The following is a 17,531-nucleotide window of genomic DNA, read 5'->3' on the forward strand; positions in this document are numbered from 1 at the left end:
TTTTTTATTTGACTATAACTTATCCTGTCTTACTCCATTAAGACTTACTGACTCTTAGTTTCACTTATAGCCTTATTAAGCTTACTATTAATATCACTTATGACTTTTTTCTTTTCTTCTATCGATTTACCTTTGACTCCATCAATAGTATTTTGAATTTGTTTCATTTCTTGTTTTTGTGTTTCATTCATAAGCACAAGAGCATCTTGTATCTTTTGTTCCAAGGTCGCTAGTTGCTTATCTATATCTGCCACATTGCTATTACTAAAATCTTCAATTAAAGTTTTTATATCTGATTTTTCAGCTGTTCCCAATATTTTGCTATCTACAATTTTTAAACTAGTAAGCTTAAAAGGAAGTACGCTTTCTTTAATTTTTATTATATTATCCTCCACATAAAAAGCCTTATTATTTTGTTTTTTTAGTTGAGAAATTACCAGACTTTTAGGTAATGGTAGCTTTCCTATTTTAAAATTGTCAGCAACATATGCAATTTTTCCATTAGAAAAACTTAATTTTCCTGTAGAAGAAAGTAATAAATTAATCTTGTTAAAACTTATAGGAGCCTCAATTAAAAGCTCATCCTTTAACAATTTTATATTAACCCCCTGTAGAGTTATATTGCCTTTACTTATAGGCTTTTCAAAATATATGTTACTTAACTCATCTATTTCCTTTTGAATTAATCCAAATTCTCCACCTTTTGCCTTAATATATATAAGCTTATTTATAACCTCTGTGGAATCTGTTTTTTTAACAACTACATCACCATTATATAATATCATGTATGCAAAGACTGCCAATGCTCCTAATGTAATAATTAGTGTAAGTATTCCTCTTATTTTCTTAAATCCTTTAGTTCTAGCCATAATCTCTCCTTTTATTCTTAATGATTATAGTTTATCACATATAATCTAACATAATCCCACAAATTAGATAATTCACAAATAATTTATCCCTGTCTACCAATTTATTTGGTCATATTATCCTAATATTCAAAATTGCGGACCAAGCCTATAGTATGATATTATATACCTAATATATAACCATAGGAGGATGTCATGGAAACTAAAAAAACACTTTATGCTAATCGAAAATTGCATTACGATAATCTACTAAAAAAACAAAATGAAACTATAAGTTTTATAAGTTTATTAAGATTTTTAGTCTTTGTAAGTGGCTTAGGTTTTATCATTTTCTTTTATCTACGCCCTAATTATTATTTATGCCTTTCTGCATTAATTGCAACCCTTGTCATATTTATATTTTTGGCAATTAAACATAACAAGATAAAGCGCAACAAAATTCGTTGTTCTATTTTAAGCGAAATTAATAAAAATTGTATAAAACGTCTTAATAATAATTGGAAGGAGTTCTCTGATAGTGGAGATGATTTCTCTGATGAAGATCACAATTATTCAAAAGACTTAGATATATTTGGTGAGAGCTCCCTTTTTCAATGGATTAACGCCTGCACAACTTATCTTGGCAGAAAAAAATTGAAGGATACATTCTCTTCGCCTATATACAGTATCCAGCAAATACATAAAAGACAGGACGCAATTAAAGAGCTCTCAAACAATATTGGGTGGACACAAAGGTTTCAAGCGGAAGCAATCCTTAGTGAAAATAAAAATCATAACCCTGAGGGGCTATTTCAATGGGTACAGATAAAAAATGAGTTTTTCCTAAAATCATGGGTAATAGCTGTAATAAGGATATTGCCAATAATAACTATATCCCTTTTAGTATCCTCACTTGTTTTTTCAAATGTTTCTTATAAAATAGGACTTTTAGCCATTGTGCTTCACATAATACTGCTCTCACTTGGCTATAAATCAGCAAGTATTGATTTGGATACTGTACATCAATATAAAAATACAATTCTTATCTATAATAAACTCCTTTTGCATATAGAAAAGAAAACTTTTAGCTCAGAATATTTGATAAAATTAAAAGAAAAACTTGTAAATAGTCAAGGAATCACGGCTTCTTTTCAGATAAAAAAATTAGTAAATCTAGTAAACCTAATATCTGATAGAAAAAACATGTATTATATTCCTATAAATATCCTTACTCTGTGGGATTACCAATGTTTAATAAATCTGCAGCGCTTTAAAAGTGCTAGTGGTGCTTCACTAAAATCTTGGCTAGAGGTTATAGGTGAAATGGAAGCCTTAAATAGTTTATCAAGTATTGCCTATGAGCATAGAGATTGGACAATGCCAAAGTTTCAGGAAGACCCTCCTATTTTTAAAGCTAAAAGCCTGGGCCATCCACTACTTGGAACCAGCAGAGTATATAATGACGTTCACATAGAAAAGTCACAAAATATACTTTTAATAACTGGTTCCAATATGTCTGGGAAAAGCACACTACTTCGTACAACAGGCATTAATTTGGTTTTAGCCTATGCAGGCGCACCTGTATGTGCAGAGAATTTTTATTGCTCTATAATGGATATCTATACCTGCATGAGGACAAGTGATAATTTAGAAAAAAATATTTCTTCCTTCTATGCAGAGCTACTCAGAATAAAGAAACTTGTAACCGCTACGGAAAATAAAGCTCCACTATTTTTCTTATTAGATGAGATTTTTAAAGGAACTAACTCTATAGATAGGCATACCGGAGCTAAGGTTTTGGTAAGCAAACTGAGTACTGAGAATGCACTAGGCTTTGTATCTACTCATGATTTAGAACTAGGCGAAATAGAGAAAACCAATAGGAAAGTTAAAAATTATCACCTTAAAGAATATTATAAAGATGATAAATTATACTTTGACTATAAGCTTCGGTCTGGAGTTTCTACCACTAGAAATGCATTATACTTAATGAAAATGGCAGGACTTGAAATTCCACCTGACCTTGAAATTCCATAGTAAAATAATAATTTATAATTCGCATAAAATTATTGTGCAATGCAGATTTAATATTTTCTTTAAAAATAGGCGTTTTTTTAGAGTATACTAAAAAAAGTATACTCTAAGAAATATTGCATAAATCATTTATAAAAGTAAGGTGTAATTACCTTTTACTTAATGTGTACCTGCATTGTAACTACCCGGTTTTGTGTTAAAACTTATAGTTTTCCCATTAGATGTCGCAACAATAGTGCCTAGCTCATCTGTTCTATACACTAATATATTTTTTTTCTTCAACTTATCCATGGTTTCCTTATGTGGATGACCATAATCATTTCCTGTTTCACTAGATATAACTGCATACTTTGGATTTACCTTGGCTAAATATTCATCTGTAGTAGATGAACGACTTCCATGATGGCCCACTTTAAGTAAATCTGCCTTTACATTAAAGCCTTTTGCAAGAATCTCCCTTTCTGATACGTCTTCAGCATCTCCTGTTAAAAGGAAAGAATTGCTTCCAAATTCTAATTTTACCACTATGGAGTAATTATTTAAATCCTTATATTTACTATTGTTTGGTGCTAAAATAGTACATTTTGCACTACCTAAATTGAAGGTTTCACCTGGTTTTGGAACAGTCACCTTCATTCCCTTATTTTTTATTGCTGTGACTACATCTCCAAAAGCTTTTGTAGTAGAGGTGGCTTTAGGTAAATATATTTTGTCTATTTCAAAATCATTAATTATATAATCTAGTCCGCCAATATGATCCTCATGTGGATGAGTTCCAATAACGTAGTCTAAGCTCTTTACGCCTTGCTGTAGCAAGTAGTTCTTAACTAGCTTACCATCACCATTATTTCCTGCATCAATAAGCATAAACTTTGAACCTTGCTCTATTAAAATACTATCTGCTTGTCCTACATTAATAAAATGAACTTTTAAATTACCATTTACCGCTAAATTAGTTTTTCCCTCTGCATCTAGGGTTGTTTTGGCATTGACCTCCTCTGTTTTATTGCTTTCCTTAACGGTTTTACTATTTTCATCTGACTTTACTCCTTGCTGCGTATTGCCACTTGTTTGTTGCTTTTTACTTGCAACACTCTTAGCATTATCGCTTGCATTACTAGCACATCCAGATAAAATAAAAACAAATAAAATCAAGATTAAAAAGCTTATACATTTAATTTTAAATCTTTTCATAACAGAATACCCCCTTTTAATCTTTTTATGATATTTTCACAAATATATCAATTATGTACTACAATACAACACTTTTTTATTTTTGTGAATTTTTTTGGGTTTTTATGTAATTTATTTTTTTCTAAATTAGCAATTAACAAATAAACCATGTATATATTTTAACTAATTCCCTATGATTCAATAGTGTTTTAATTTTATTTTTGAGCAAAATAGTATTATAGTAATATAGTATTGTCGGAAAGGAGAAATGTTATGAAAATTAATTTAATATTTAAAAATTTTATTATCTTAATTTCTATAACTACTTTTTTAAGAGGCTCCTTTTTTGTAAAAAATTGTAGCAAAGACGAAGATTTTAAAAACAAGTATGGTGTTCAATTAGTTTTAGCTGAATAAAATCGAAAAAAATTAAAAAAGTTATACATGCTATTCAATGGAAAGCATGTATAACTTTTTTTAAAAAATAAATTAATATAAATATTATTTTTCACCTGTAAAGCCTTGTTTTTCAATTGCAGCCTTAACCTTTGGATAATATACATATTTATATACTCCCGCTACTGTTTCACTCCAATTTTTATCCAATTTACCCTCTGTTGCTTTTATCATATGCTCTTTAATTACTTCATCATATTCTTTAATTTTACCTAATACATCTTTATTGTATACCTCGCTATGATACACAACTTCCTTAGGAAATCTTGGTTTAACTTCTGACTCCTCAGCTGGGTGCCCAATTGCTAGTCCCACCATTGGGAATACAAATTGAGGTAAACCTAAAAGTTCTGCTACTGCTTCTGGTTCTTTCCTTATTCCACCAATTGGTACAATTCCAAGCCCCAAAGATTCTGCTGCAGCAATGGCATTACTAAGCGCCAGGCCTACATCCACAGCACCAACTAATCTCGCTTCTTCACTTTCAGTAATTACGAGCTTTTCTCCAGTAATTTCTGCAGCTAATTTAGCCCTATAAAAATCGGCGCAAAATACAAGAAAAAGTGGTGCCTTATCAACATAAACTTGGTCTCCCACAAGCTCTGAAAGTTTCTTCTTTTTAACTTCATCCTTAACACCAATTATAGTAACTTGTTGACCATTTATAGAAGAAGGGGCCGATTGACTTGCTCTTATTATTAAGTCTAAATCTTCCTCACTTATTAATTCATCTGTATAATTTCTAATTGATCTATGATTATTTAATAATTTTATTACTTCATTCATAATTTCATCTCCATTTATTTGTTATCTATTAATAATCTTTATCGTTTAATAGATTGTAATCATATGTTACATCTTAATTATTTTTTTGTCAATCTTATTGTTTATAGTTACATATTACATTTCTATGAATAAATTTAGCTATGTATATGACTGAGATGTGCATAACTGACTTTAGTAGCTAGGCTAATAAATAAAAGGATTATTGCATATCCTAATTTTGATATGTAAACAGCGAAAGGATACTCAGATGTATACTTGTATTAGTAAATAATTAGTAATCATTAGAATTTCTTAATTAAATTTCCAGTTCCAAGTTCATTTGCAAGGCACATATGCAATGTCATTTGCAAGGCACATATGCAATTGACTTTAAAAGGCTCATGGCATATAATAAATTGATTAAATGCTTAAGCTTTTTAGTATTGTGCTAAAAAGCTATTTTTATTGGAGGTGATATAAATGGATTCCGGGCCCAGTCATCATAATTATTATATAAAATTTAATATTATAGAGGAAGAATTCATTTATATTCTAGCTTTAACTTAACAATCAATCTTCCTCTAATAACAATTAGGAGGGTTGTCATGTCACATGGATTAAACGTAAAAGAACTAACCGAGTTTTTAATAAACGGAAATATAGATGAAATAAATAAACTCATTCAATTTATTCATCCTGCTGATATTTTAGTGGCTATTAGGGATTATGAGGGAAATACCATGGATTTATTCCAAAAATTATCACCTAATGTTATTGCAGATATTATTGATGATGCAGATGATGATGAGAAGTTTAACCTTTTATCCATTCATTCCGAAATAATGCAAAAGACAATCATACACGAAATGTCCTCCGATGAGTTGGTAGATCTATTAGAAGCAGTTTCAGAGGATGAAGCTAAAAGCATTATGAGAAAAATGGATAAAGAAGATGTTGATGAAGTAAAAGAGTTATTAACCTACCCTGCGGAAAGTGCAGGAGGGATTATGGCCACTGAATTTATAAGTATAAAAGAGAATATGACTATAGGTGATACCTTAGTTTACTTACAAAAGGAAGCTCCTGAGGCAGAAACTTCTTATTATATATACGTAGTAGACGAAAATGATCTTTTAAAAGGAGTTATATCCTTAAGAGACATAGTAGTAAGTAGCTTTGATGTAAAAATCTCTGATATTATGAATAGTAATGCCATGAGTATACCCGTTGATATGGATCAAGAAGAAGTTGGCCACATCTTTGAAAAATATGGATTTTTAACTATGCCCGTAGTCAATGAGACTATGAAGATTTTAGGAATAGTAACTGCTGATGATATAATGGGAATTCTTAGTGATGAGCATACTGAGGATTTATATCGTCTTGCAGGTTTACAAGAAGATGAAAAAGTTACAGGTTCTCTTAAAGACTCCGTCAGTAGTAGATTGCCCTGGTTATTTGTAAATCTAATAACCGCTATAATGGCGGCTGCCACCGTTAGTCTTTTTGAAGGCACCATTCAAAAGGTTGTAGCCTTAGCAACCTTTATGCCGATAGTTGCAGGTATGGGTGGTAATGCAGGTACCCAAACTCTAACTATTATTATTCGTAGCATTGCTCTTGGAGAAATAGACGCTAGAAATTCAAAAAAAATATTATTAAAAGAATTTGGTGTAGGATTATGTACAGGTGTTTCAGTGGGTATTGCGGTAGCTGTTTTAGGATGGTTTTGGGAAAAAAATGTAGTTTTTGGAGTAGTTATTGGTTTATCTATGGTACTAAACATGGTGGCTGCTACCATATCAGGTTTCGCTGTACCAGTTGTACTTAAAAAACTAGATATAGACCCTGCCCTTGCCTCTGCTGTATTTGTTACTACAGTAACAGACGTTCTAGGCTTCTTCTTTTTCCTAGGACTTGCCACTTTATTCTTACCTTTCTTAATATAGAACTCTATAAGGTACAAGAAAATAAAAACTACCAAAGTGCATTTTAATAATACACTTTGGTAGTTTAATTTTATTGTTGTTTTTCCCAATGGTGACCATGCTTGCCATGGTTATAATGAGGCAATACCTTTTGTATTTCTTTTTCTTGCTCTTTAGTTATAGTTTTATTATCAAGGAGTACTTTCATTGGGTTAACCTTATCGCTCTTGATTTTTTTCATATAATCTTTTCTTTCTTTTTCATTCATATCTTTCATCTTATTGTAATTTTCTTTTCTTTCAGCATCCCTTGCCATTATAGCTTCTTTAACTTTAACACTCTGCTCATTTGTTAACACTTTGCTAGCTACAAGAGTATTTAAGCCTTTTTCTAGTTTTTCAGTTCTTATCTGTGTGTGCTTAACATACATTCTTTCTTTAAGTGCATTAGATTTTTCCTGAGTTAGAACACCATCAGTTACCAGGTCATTAAATAATCCGCCTTTTGCACCTTCACATTTTCCATTTTTACATTTTTTATCTGTTTTGTTTTCTTCAGATCTTTTCTGGGATTTAGTCTTTACATACTCTAAGACCTTATCTCCTTCCTCTTTGGTAATAATACCTGATCCTACACTCTCATTAATTACAGTGTCTAGTGTGGCTTTCATCTCTGCCTGTCTTTCCTCTTTTATGTTTTCCTTATCCATAGGAACTTTAACATCCATACTTGAAGCAAGCTCCACCTTTGCACTTCCAGTATCTTTTACTGCAGCAAGGCTAAGACTTGTTCCAGAAAGTGCGAGGCCCGTGCATAACATTCCACTTAATATTTTTATTTTTAAAGATGTTTTTTTCATTTACAAGTCTCCTCATAGTGAATTTTAGTACCTACTTATTATGACTATATTAAGTCAATAATATGCATTACTAATACTTCACTGCCACCTTCTTTTTTCGAAATTTATAACAAATATTATATATTAACATAGCTATTACTCCACCGCTAAAATCAATAATTACATCAAAAATTAATGAGGTTCGACCTGGTACAAATTTTTGAATAAACTCATCTATCACAGGAAAAAGTAAAAGAAAAAATAGTACTAAAAATATTTCGCTTATCTTATATAATTTAAATTCCCTTGCCGCACTACAAAGAAATATACTAAAAATAAAGTACTGAAAAAAATGCGCATTTTTCCTTACATAGTAATTCACCTCATTAAATTTAACGCCCGGTGTATCAATTGCGGCTGCTGGGATATTCATAACTGTACTTGCTACCTTTATAACCTCTTTACTAGTTTTTTGTGATGTTTCTCCTTGCCTTGTGCCATTATAAAAAATTACGCAGAGCCAAATTACACAAAGTAAAACCTTGGCTATTGTTTTTGTTTTTAAATTTTTTCTCATAAATGTCTCCTATACTTAAGCCTTATTATTTTTTTAAAGTGTTACTAAACTTTTCACATCACCTTGGCGCTACTACCCAATGGTTTTCATATCTAAAAGATATTGAAAATAAAGCGTGTGATAAAATAATGTTAAACACAATTTCTCTTAAGCATAACACAACACAGATATTAAATATATTAAAGAATGAAGTAGTTTTCTCCTTAGCCTTGGTTTTTCTTGCCACTTGCCACGTGGATGGCACTATTTTTGTTTACAATACCACTATTATAACCTATACTTGATTTGGAAAAACTATTATATATTTGAAGGGGGTGAATTTATCAAAAGTTTAGATTTTACTTTTGATAAAATCAAAAATGCCTAATAACTCTACTTTAAAACCTGTTTATCAAAAAATAGCTATAGATATTGCTAATAGAATAGTATCTGGGGATCTTTCAATAGGTGATAAGCTACACGGGCGTTCTTCGCTTGCAAGTAAATATAATGTGTCACCAGAAACTGTAAGAAGATCTATAAGTCTTTTAAGTGACATGGATATAGTGAAAGTAACAAAAGGCAGCGGAATTGTTATAAACTCAGTAGATAATTGTTTGCAATTTATTGATAAATTTAAAGATATAGATTCTATAACTTCTATAAAAAAAAGTATTGTGGATTTGCTTGAAAAGAAAAAAGAGTTGGATAAAAATATAGAACATTCTATTGAAGAACTAGTAGATTATTCTAGCAGATTTAAAAATAGTAACCCATTCATACCTTTTGAGTTTGAAATACATTCTGAAATGAGTATAATAAATAAAACTATATCGCAAGCTAAATTTTGGCAAAATACAGGAGCAACTATAATTGGTATAAGACGAAATGATGAATTAATACTTTCGCCCGGACCAAAAACAGTATTTAAAGATAATGATATATTTGTAGTGATTTGTAGCGAAAATAGTTATTATAGAATTAAAGACTTTCTTAAAGAAAACTAAAAAATTAAATGTGCCTTACCCCTTGCTTCACAGATATATGATAATGTGATGTAAGGGCTTTTTTTTACCCAAATATGAGGCATTCACCAGACTTTTAAAAATAAATATATCACATTTTTTTTATTGAAATCTAAAATATTCAGAAAATTTTAAAATAATATTATAATATCCCTTAATAAGGGAATAATAAATTCGACATAATAATACATTCTTTACAAAGTAACAACTCAATGCTATCCTTAAGTTGTTACTTTGCAATAATTAAGGAGGCCATACTTTGATCGATTTTAAAAATGTGAACAAAAGTATAAATGGTAAAATTATATTAAAAAATATAAATATAACTATAGAAAAAGGACAATTAGTCGTTTTTATCGGACCTAGTGGTTGTGGAAAAACTACTACATTAAAAATGATTAATAAATTACTAACGCCAACTTCTGGTGAGATTTTAATTGATGGGGAAAAAATAGGAGAAAAAAACACTATAAAGCTTAGACGTAACATGGGTTATGTTATACAACAAGCAGGGCTTCTTCCTCATTTAACCATAGGTGAAAATATTGGGTTAATAGCCTCTATAGAAAAAATGCCAAAGGATAAAATTAAGGCTAAGGTCCTTGAACTATTAAATCTAGTAGGCCTGGCTCCTGATGATTATATGAATAAATACCCTAAGCAACTTAGTGGAGGCCAACAACAAAGAGTAGGTGTGGCAAGAGCTCTTGTAATGGATCCTGATGTAATATTAATGGACGAACCTTTTAGTGCACTAGACCCTATAACAAAGACTCAACTTCAAGATGAGATATTCAACATACAACAAAACTTTAAGAAAACCATAATATTCGTAACTCATGATATGGATGAGGCCCTAAAACTCGGTGATAAAATCTGTATCCTTGATGCTGGAAGCGTAGTTCAATTTGATACTCCAGAGGAAATATTAAAAAATCCTATTAATGACTTTGTACGAGACTTTGTAGGTAAAAACAGAATCTGGAATCAACCAGAACTCATTAAGGCAAAAGATATTATGATAGAAATGCCTATAAAATCAGTTGGCGAGCGAACAATTTTGCAAGCCATTGAGATAATGAAGTCTAGTCATGTAGATAGTTTACTTGTGGTAGATAAAGCTAACACTTTATGTGGGCTTGTAACCTTAAAACAAATTAGATCAAATCCAGATAAAACTAAAAAACTTAAAGATATAATGGAGAAAGATCTTTTAACGGTAAATAACGAAGATTCTATAATTGATATATTAGAAATGATAAAGAGTGAAAATATAAGCTTTGTACCTGTAATAGATGAAAACTTAAAACTGTCAGGCTTAATTACAAAGAGCAGCCTTTTATCTATCTTAAGTAACCAGTTTATAGATGAGGAGGTAGATGATAATGAATAATGTAACATCTTTTATAAAATTCGTAATAGAGAGAAAATCTGAAATTTCTGGTTTACTAATGCAACATATTCAATTAACTGTATTTTCAATATTGCTTGCAGTGGTAATTGCTATACCCCTTGGAATACTTATAGTTAGATATAGAAAACTTGCAGGTCCTGTCATTGGATTTACAAATATAGTTCAATCTATACCAAGTTTAGCATTGCTAGGATTCTTAATACCTTTACTTGGTATTGGAAGTAAACCAGCAATTATTATGGTAGTTATGTACTCTCTTCTACCTATTGTAAAAAGCACATATACAGGACTCACTAACATAGATCCTTCACTTATTGAAGCAGCTAAGGGTATGGGACTTACTGAAACACAGGTACTTCTCAAAGTTAGGTTCCCACTAGCTATGCCTATAATAATGTCAGGTGTTAGAATATCTTCAGTTACAGCAGTAGGACTTATGACCATAGCCGCTTTCATAGGCGCTGGTGGACTGGGATATTTAGTATTTTCTGGTGTTTCAACTGTTAATAATAATATGATTTTAGCTGGAGCTATTCCTGCTTGTTTCCTTGCTATTTTTCTAGACATAATTATAGGTAGGGTAGAAAACATAGTAGTTCCTATAGGAATAAGAACAACTCCTGTTAAACCAAGAAAAGCTAATTCTATTTTTAACAACAAAAAATTTAAACTTGGAGCCTTGATACTCGCTCTTTTACTAGTTATATCCTCAGTAGCTTTCAGTTTTATTAAATCTAAAAATACTATTGTGGTAGGCTCTAAAAACTTTAATGAACAATTATTACTTGGAGATATGGTAGCCTCCTTAATAGAAAGTAAAACAAAAATTAAAGTTGTAAGAAAATTAAATTTAGGAGGAACCGCTGTTGTATTTAATGCTATGAAATCAAAAAATGTAGATATATATACAGAATATACTGGAACAGGCCTTGTAGATATACTAAAAAAACCTACTATGACGGATCCAGCTAAAGTTTATAATGTTATGAAAGAGGATTTTCCTAAAAATTATAATCTAGAAGTAATGAACCCCTTAGGATTTAACAACACTTATGTAGTAGCAGTAAAATCAGATTTCGCTAAAAAAAATAATTTAAATACTATTTCTGATTTAGCAAAAATAAGTCCTACTTTAAATGCTGGATTTACTATGGAGTTTGCAAATAGACCAGATGGTTATCTTGGACTTCAAAAAAAATATAATCTAAATTTTAAAAATTCAAAAGGTATAGATGGTGGACTTAGATATACAGCCCTTGAAAAAGGTGAAACACAGGTTTTAGATGCATTTGCCACAGATGGGTTACTTAAAAAATTCGATCTTAAGCTTTTAAAAGATGATAAGAATTTTTTCCCACCTTACTATGCAGTTCCTGTAATAAGAGCGGATACATTAAAGAAATATCCTGAGTTAAAAGGAATATTACTACTTTTAGAGAATAAAATTAGCGATAAAACTATGAGGGATCTCAATTATAGAGTAGATAGTGGAGAACAATCTAGAAAAGTTGCAGAAGACTTTTTAAGATCTATAAAATTGATTAAATAAATTAAAGAGAGCTTGATATACTGGCAAATTAGTATATCACGCTCTTTTTAAACCGCTTAGAGGACTTTAGGGTGCCTCACTGGAAATTTACTCTTTATTCATGTAAACATGTATTCTTTACAAAGTAACAACTTGATGATATCCTTAAGTTGTTACTTTTAATAATTAAGGAGGCTATATTTTGATTGAGTTTAAAAACGTAAACAAAAGCATAAATGGAAAAGTTATATTAAAGGATATAAATATCACTATAGAAAAAGGACAATTAGTTGTTTTTATCGGACCTAGTGGTTGTGGAAAAACTACAACGCTAAAAATGATAAACAAACTGCTAACTCCAACCTCTGGTGAAGTTTTAATTGATGGGGATAATATAAACACCAAAAATACTATAAAGCTTAGACGTAACATGGGTTACGTTATACAGCAAGCAGGTCTTCTACCTCATTTGACTATAGGTGAGAACATTGCTTTAATAGCATCTATAGAAAAAATGCCAAAGGAGAAAATAAAGGAGAAAGTCCTTGAACTATTAAATTTAGTGGGACTTGCCCCTGAGGAATATTTAAATAAATACCCTAAGCAGCTTAGTGGTGGACAACAACAAAGAGTGGGAGTGGCAAGGGCCCTTGTAATGGATCCCGATGTAATATTAATGGACGAGCCCTTCAGTGCACTAGACCCAATAACAAAAACTCAGCTTCAAGATGAAATATTTAATATACAACAAAACTTCAAGAAAACCATAATATTCGTAACTCATGATATGGATGAGGCCTTAAAACTAGGTGATAAAATTTGTATCCTAGAGGCTGGATCTGTAGTTCAATTTGATACTCCAGAGGAACTATTGAAAAATCCTATTAATGACTTCGTACGAGACTTTGTAGGTAAAAACAGAATATGGAATCAGCCTGAACTAATAAAAGCAAAAGATATTATGATAGAGCATCCTATAAAATCAGTTGGAGAGCGAACAATACTCCAAGCAATTGAAATAATGGTGTCGAGTCATGTAGATAGTTTACTGGTAGTAGATAAAACTAACCTTTTATGTGGACTTGTTACCTTAAAACAAATTAGGAAAAATCCAGCTAAAACTAAAAAGCTTAAAGATATAATGATAAAAGAAATCCTAACAGTAAATGTTGAAGATTCTATAATTGATATATTAGAACTCATAAAGAAAGAAGAAATAAGCTTTGTTCCTGTAATAGATGATAACTTAAAGCTGTCAGGCCTTATAACCAAAAGTAGTCTTTTATCTATATTAAGTAATCAATTTATAGATGATGAGGAGGTCGACGATAATGAATAACATAACATCTTTTATAAAATTCGTAATAGAAAGAAAAGCTGAAATATCGAATTTACTTATGCAACATATTCAGCTAACTGTATTTTCAATTTTACTTGCAGTTGTAATAGCCATACCCCTGTCAATACTTATTGTTAGATATAGAAAACTTGCAGCTCCGGTAATTGGTTTTACAAATATAGTACAATCTATACCAAGTTTAGCACTACTAGGATTTTTAATACCCGTAGTTGGTATAGGCAGTAAACCCGCAATTATTATGGTAGTTATGTATTCTCTTCTACCTATTGTAAAAAATACATATACAGGACTAACCAATATAAGTCCATCACTTATTGAGGCTTCTGATGGTATGGGACTTACCCAAACACAGGTACTTCTCAAAGTTAGGTTTCCACTTGCTATGCCTATTATAATGTCTGGTGTTAGAGTATCCTCAGTTACAGCAGTAGGCCTTATGACTATAGCCGCTTTTATAGGCGCTGGTGGACTGGGATATTTAGTATTTTCTGGTGTTTCAACTGTTAATAATAATATGATTCTAGCTGGAGCTATTCCTGCTTGTATACTTGCAGTTGTTCTAGATTTCATTTTGGGCAGGGTAGAAAACATAGTAGTTCCTGAGGGCATAAGAACTTCTAATAATAAACCAAGCAAAATTATTAAATTATTTAAAAACAAAAAAGTTAAAATTGGTTCCCTAATATTAGCTCTTATACTTATTGTAGGATCAGTAGCTGCAAGTTTAAATAAAAGTAAAAATACAATAGTAGTAGGATCTAAAAATTATAATGAACAAATAATACTTGGAAACATGGTAGCCTCTTTAATAGAACATAAAACAAAATATAAAGTTGAAAGAAAATTTAATTTAGGAGGAACTGCTGTAATATTTAATGCTATGAAATCAAAAAATTTAGATTGTTATGTAGAATATACTGGAACAGGTCTCATAACTATACTAAAAAAAACTTCTATGAGCGATCCAGCAAAAGTTTATGATCTAGTAAAAAAGGATTTCTCAAAAAATTATGGTATAGAGTTAATGAAACCCATTGGATTTAATAACGCTTATATAATAGCAATAAACAAAGAGCTTGCTAAAAAGAATAATATAAAGACTGTATCTGATTTAGTAAAATTAGCTCCTACATTAAATGCAGGATTTACTATGGAATTTACAAATAGACCAGATGGTTATCCTGGGCTTCAAAAAAAATATAATATAAACTTTAAAAGTGTAAAAGGTATAGATGGCGGACTTAGATATACTGCACTTGATAAAAATGAAACACAGGTTCTAGATGCAAACTCTACGGATGGATTATTACAGAAATTCGATCTTGCACTATTAAAAGATGATAAGAATTTCTTCCCACCTTACAATCCAGTTCCTGTAGTTAGAGCAGATTCGCTTAAAAAATTCCCTGAATTAAAGGGTGTATTAGAACTTTTAGAGGGAAAAGTTACAGATCAAGAAATGCAAAAGCTTAATTTAAAAGCAGATAATGGAGAGGATCCTAAGACTGTTGCAGAGGACTTCTTAAGGTCAAAAAAATTAATAGATTAAGTTAAAAAAGGGAGATACGTTTTAATAACATATCTCCCTTTGGGAATGTAGCTAGATTCCCCATTCTTTTTTTATACTCATTTTAATAAATCAAATGCAAGTTAGTTCCTTGCTAAAAATAGGGTTAATTAACCCTGTAAACAATCATTTATAATTTCACCATTTTTATCAACTGACGTATTTTTAAATAATCTTTCTTCTAATTTAAATATATATATTTTGCTATCATCTATAACGTAAAATTTATTTATTTCTTTTAAATCTTCACTATTTCTATATAAAATCGGCTTGCATATATCATCAGAAATTCGTACTAAATCTTCCATAGTCACTACCTTCATTATACTTTCACATGAAAATACCACATCACTTTCAATTGCAACCATTCTGCTCCCATGCTGTTTGAATATTTGTTTTATTTTTTTGTTAAAGGGATTGTTTACAATTAATCCTGATGTAAACAAAAACATAAAAACTAAAGCACTCACACAAATCCCAATAGCAGTACAAGTTATAGCCACCATTTTTTGATTAATAGGTACTGGTGTTTTCTTTATCTCCTCAATTGCAGCTTGTTTTTGGGTGGCTAAATTACCTTTAATTTCAAAAAATTTTGTATTCAAAGGAATTTCCATTGAAGGAGACAAATTCTCCTTAATTACTCCTTTATCCGTTTTCGCCTCTAAATTAACATTTAAAAGAATAGTCAATTTTGTATTAAAATTAACACTTGATGTTTTAATTATTTTTTGAACAATATCGTTATACTCCTTAATCTTTATAGGTACATCTTTCTGCACTGAAAATATTTTATCATTAACATTGAATTCAGTTTTTGCCTGAAGTATCTTTTCCTTCTTCCAAACAGTTTTCTTTTCCTTTTCGCTTCCCATCATTCCTTCTATTACTGCAATAATCTCATAATCACCCTTTATATCAGCTGGTCTTTCACCACTAAACTCATATTTAAAGGATGCATTTATATAATCTATATAATCAGTTATATATGTATTACCCTCCCCTAGGCTATTTTTTGCGTATATTTCATTAGGAAGTAACAAAACTTCATAATTGATATTTCCGGTATTTTTATAAGAGTATAAGGAGACTTTCTCCTCAGTAAATTTATGGCTACTTACTATTCTATACAAAAAAACTGACATTCCAATTAGTATAATAACAGTTAATATTATAATACTTAACCTTAGATATGTATTCATAGCATATAGTCTTTTTTTTCTTTTATTTTTAGACCTCATTTTTACCCACCCCTAATATATATTAATAATATATATTATAACTTATAAGTTATTTATTTCCAATATAAATATTATAAGCAGAGCTAGAAGCCCTGCTTAATTATATTATTAGTTTTGTTGCTTAAAGTTTGCTGTAAAGTTGAAAATTAAAGTTTTCTTTTCAGTTGACAATGGAGCATCTTCATCAAAATGTATAATAATATACTTATCCGTTGAACCATCTCCATCTAAGTCCACTGCGCCCTTTTCAGGAGTATTTAAACAGAAATTACCCTTACCATTAGGTTCCAGCTTTACATCGCTTAATGAGTTTATCTTTGTATTAAAATCATTTGCAATATTTTCAAGTTTTCCACTAAATTTTTCAATTCCATCATCAATTACATTATCTCCATTTGTATCTATGGTAAGTCCAGCATCATAAGTTAAATAGGGTAACAGTTCCTTATCTCCATTAAAATCAACTTGAATATCATCAAGTTTTACCGGAATAGTTCCTGAGTTAATACCCTTTACTTTAAAAGCAGCCCAAGCTCCTGGATATAAATTGGTTAGTGATACCTGCACAGCGTGTGCTTTCTCATCGACTATTTCTACACTTGGGGTTACATATTCAGACCCTTTAGCTGCAGGATATGTTTCATCCTCAACAAAATTAACATTAAATTCACCAGTTGCAACTGTACCATTAATTACTAAATTATCATCCCATTTTGCATATCCGGTACCCATTAACATTAAAGATGTCACTAAAGCTATGGATATAAATCTTATTTTTTTCATTTCCTAGCACCTCCTTTA

The 17,531-nt window shown here is 30.5% G+C and carries 15 protein-coding genes; 8 read left to right on the forward strand and 7 right to left on the reverse strand.

Translation table 11 applies throughout. The features are described from left to right. Window positions 1-44: 44 nt before the first annotated feature. A complete protein-coding gene (locus tag G9F72_RS23085; protein ID WP_164958149.1) occupies window positions 45-869 on the reverse strand; it encodes a hypothetical protein in 825 nt (274 codons plus the stop codon). A gap of 192 nt (window positions 870-1,061) precedes the next feature. On the opposite strand from G9F72_RS23085, the gene G9F72_RS23090 reads away from it, so the two are divergent. Then, window positions 1,062-2,882, forward strand: coding sequence for a MutS-related protein (locus tag G9F72_RS23090; RefSeq protein WP_164958148.1), 1,821 nt, complete (start codon window positions 1,062-1,064; stop codon window positions 2,880-2,882). Between the two features lie 156 nt (window positions 2,883-3,038). On the opposite strand, the gene G9F72_RS23095 is transcribed toward G9F72_RS23090, so the two are convergent. Continuing rightward, on the reverse strand, window positions 3,039-4,073 hold the full coding sequence (locus G9F72_RS23095) for a ComEC/Rec2 family competence protein (RefSeq protein ID WP_164958147.1): 1,035 nt from the start codon (window positions 4,071-4,073) through the stop codon (window positions 3,039-3,041). A 252-nt stretch (window positions 4,074-4,325) separates the two neighbouring features. Here G9F72_RS23095 and G9F72_RS23100 point away from each other — a divergent pair, with 252 nt between their 5' ends. After that, the gene (locus G9F72_RS23100; protein WP_164958146.1) at window positions 4,326-4,469 is read left to right on the forward strand and encodes a hypothetical protein; all 144 of its coding nucleotides are present in this window, start codon (window positions 4,326-4,328) and stop codon (window positions 4,467-4,469) included. Between the two features lie 84 nt (window positions 4,470-4,553). Here G9F72_RS23100 and G9F72_RS23105 read toward each other — a convergent pair whose 3' ends face one another. Then, on the reverse strand, window positions 4,554-5,294 hold the full coding sequence (locus G9F72_RS23105) for an NADPH-dependent oxidoreductase (RefSeq protein WP_164958145.1): 741 nt from the start codon (window positions 5,292-5,294) through the stop codon (window positions 4,554-4,556). A gap of 584 nt (window positions 5,295-5,878) precedes the next feature. Here G9F72_RS23105 and mgtE point away from each other — a divergent pair. After that, window positions 5,879-7,222, forward strand: coding sequence for a magnesium transporter (gene mgtE / locus G9F72_RS23110; protein WP_164958144.1), 1,344 nt, complete (start codon window positions 5,879-5,881; stop codon window positions 7,220-7,222). A gap of 70 nt (window positions 7,223-7,292) precedes the next feature. Here mgtE and G9F72_RS23115 read toward each other — a convergent pair whose 3' ends face one another. Beyond that, window positions 7,293-8,060 (reverse strand): hypothetical protein, encoded by a 768-nt coding sequence (locus G9F72_RS23115; RefSeq protein ID WP_164958143.1) that lies wholly within the window; start codon window positions 8,058-8,060, stop codon window positions 7,293-7,295. Window positions 8,061-8,130: 70 nt separating this feature from the next. Further along, on the reverse strand, window positions 8,131-8,616 hold the full coding sequence (locus G9F72_RS23120) for a VanZ family protein (protein WP_164958142.1): 486 nt from the start codon (window positions 8,614-8,616) through the stop codon (window positions 8,131-8,133). Window positions 8,617-8,975: 359 nt separating this feature from the next. Here G9F72_RS23120 and G9F72_RS23125 point away from each other — a divergent pair, with 359 nt between their 5' ends. The 5 genes from G9F72_RS23125 (at window position 8,976) to G9F72_RS23145 (ending at window position 15,471) form a co-directional block, all read left to right on the forward strand. Beyond that, window positions 8,976-9,602, forward strand: a complete 627-nt coding sequence (locus tag G9F72_RS23125) for a TrkA C-terminal domain-containing protein (RefSeq protein WP_164958173.1) — start codon at window positions 8,976-8,978, stop codon at window positions 9,600-9,602. A gap of 277 nt (window positions 9,603-9,879) precedes the next feature. Next, window positions 9,880-11,013, forward strand: coding sequence for an ABC transporter ATP-binding protein (locus G9F72_RS23130; protein WP_164958141.1), 1,134 nt, complete (start codon window positions 9,880-9,882; stop codon window positions 11,011-11,013). Further along, window positions 11,006-12,583: a glycine betaine ABC transporter substrate-binding protein gene (locus tag G9F72_RS23135; protein ID WP_164958140.1), complete on the forward strand. Its 1,578-nt coding sequence runs from the start codon at window positions 11,006-11,008 to the stop codon at window positions 12,581-12,583. The genes G9F72_RS23130 and G9F72_RS23135 overlap by 8 nt, the downstream gene beginning before the upstream one ends. 181 nt (window positions 12,584-12,764) lie before the next feature. Continuing rightward, window positions 12,765-13,901, forward strand: a complete 1,137-nt coding sequence (locus G9F72_RS23140) for an ABC transporter ATP-binding protein (protein WP_164958139.1) — start codon at window positions 12,765-12,767, stop codon at window positions 13,899-13,901. Beyond that, entirely contained in the window at window positions 13,894-15,471 is a 1,578-nt protein-coding gene (locus G9F72_RS23145) for a glycine betaine ABC transporter substrate-binding protein (protein ID WP_164958138.1), read from the forward strand. Before G9F72_RS23140 ends, G9F72_RS23145 begins: the two co-directional genes overlap by 8 nt. A gap of 128 nt (window positions 15,472-15,599) precedes the next feature. Here the strand turns inward: G9F72_RS23145 and G9F72_RS23150 are convergent, their stop codons facing one another. Both G9F72_RS23150 and G9F72_RS23155 read right to left on the reverse strand, forming a co-directional pair. After that, window positions 15,600-16,730 (reverse strand): DUF5305 family protein, encoded by a 1,131-nt coding sequence (locus tag G9F72_RS23150; RefSeq protein WP_164958137.1) that lies wholly within the window; start codon window positions 16,728-16,730, stop codon window positions 15,600-15,602. Between the two features lie 108 nt (window positions 16,731-16,838). Further along, window positions 16,839-17,513, reverse strand: coding sequence for a hypothetical protein (locus tag G9F72_RS23155; RefSeq protein ID WP_164958136.1), 675 nt, complete (start codon window positions 17,511-17,513; stop codon window positions 16,839-16,841). Between the last annotated feature and the right edge of the window lie 18 nt (window positions 17,514-17,531).

It is taken from the genome of Clostridium estertheticum (genome assembly GCF_011065935.2).
GTDB lineage: Bacteria > Bacillota > Clostridia > Clostridiales > Clostridiaceae > Clostridium_AD > Clostridium_AD estertheticum_A.

Coding starts and splice junctions, on each gene's coding strand:
- G9F72_RS23085 (WP_164958149.1), bottom strand. CDS start 869: ATGGCTAGAACTAAAGGATTTAAGAAAATAAGAGGAATACTTACACTA.
- G9F72_RS23090 (WP_164958148.1), top strand. CDS start 1,062: ATGGAAACTAAAAAAACACTTTATGCTAATCGAAAATTGCATTACGAT.
- G9F72_RS23095 (WP_164958147.1), bottom strand. CDS start 4,073: ATGAAAAGATTTAAAATTAAATGTATAAGCTTTTTAATCTTGATTTTA.
- G9F72_RS23100 (WP_164958146.1), top strand. CDS start 4,326: ATGAAAATTAATTTAATATTTAAAAATTTTATTATCTTAATTTCTATA.
- G9F72_RS23105 (WP_164958145.1), bottom strand. CDS start 5,294: ATGAATGAAGTAATAAAATTATTAAATAATCATAGATCAATTAGAAAT.
- mgtE (WP_164958144.1), top strand. CDS start 5,879: ATGTCACATGGATTAAACGTAAAAGAACTAACCGAGTTTTTAATAAAC.
- G9F72_RS23115 (WP_164958143.1), bottom strand. CDS start 8,060: ATGAAAAAAACATCTTTAAAAATAAAAATATTAAGTGGAATGTTATGC.
- G9F72_RS23120 (WP_164958142.1), bottom strand. CDS start 8,616: ATGAGAAAAAATTTAAAAACAAAAACAATAGCCAAGGTTTTACTTTGT.
- G9F72_RS23125 (WP_164958173.1), top strand. CDS start 8,976: ATGCCTAATAACTCTACTTTAAAACCTGTTTATCAAAAAATAGCTATA.
- G9F72_RS23135 (WP_164958140.1), top strand. CDS start 11,006: ATGAATAATGTAACATCTTTTATAAAATTCGTAATAGAGAGAAAATCT.
- G9F72_RS23145 (WP_164958138.1), top strand. CDS start 13,894: ATGAATAACATAACATCTTTTATAAAATTCGTAATAGAAAGAAAAGCT.
- G9F72_RS23150 (WP_164958137.1), bottom strand. CDS start 16,730: ATGAGGTCTAAAAATAAAAGAAAAAAAAGACTATATGCTATGAATACA.
- G9F72_RS23155 (WP_164958136.1), bottom strand. CDS start 17,513: ATGAAAAAAATAAGATTTATATCCATAGCTTTAGTGACATCTTTAATG.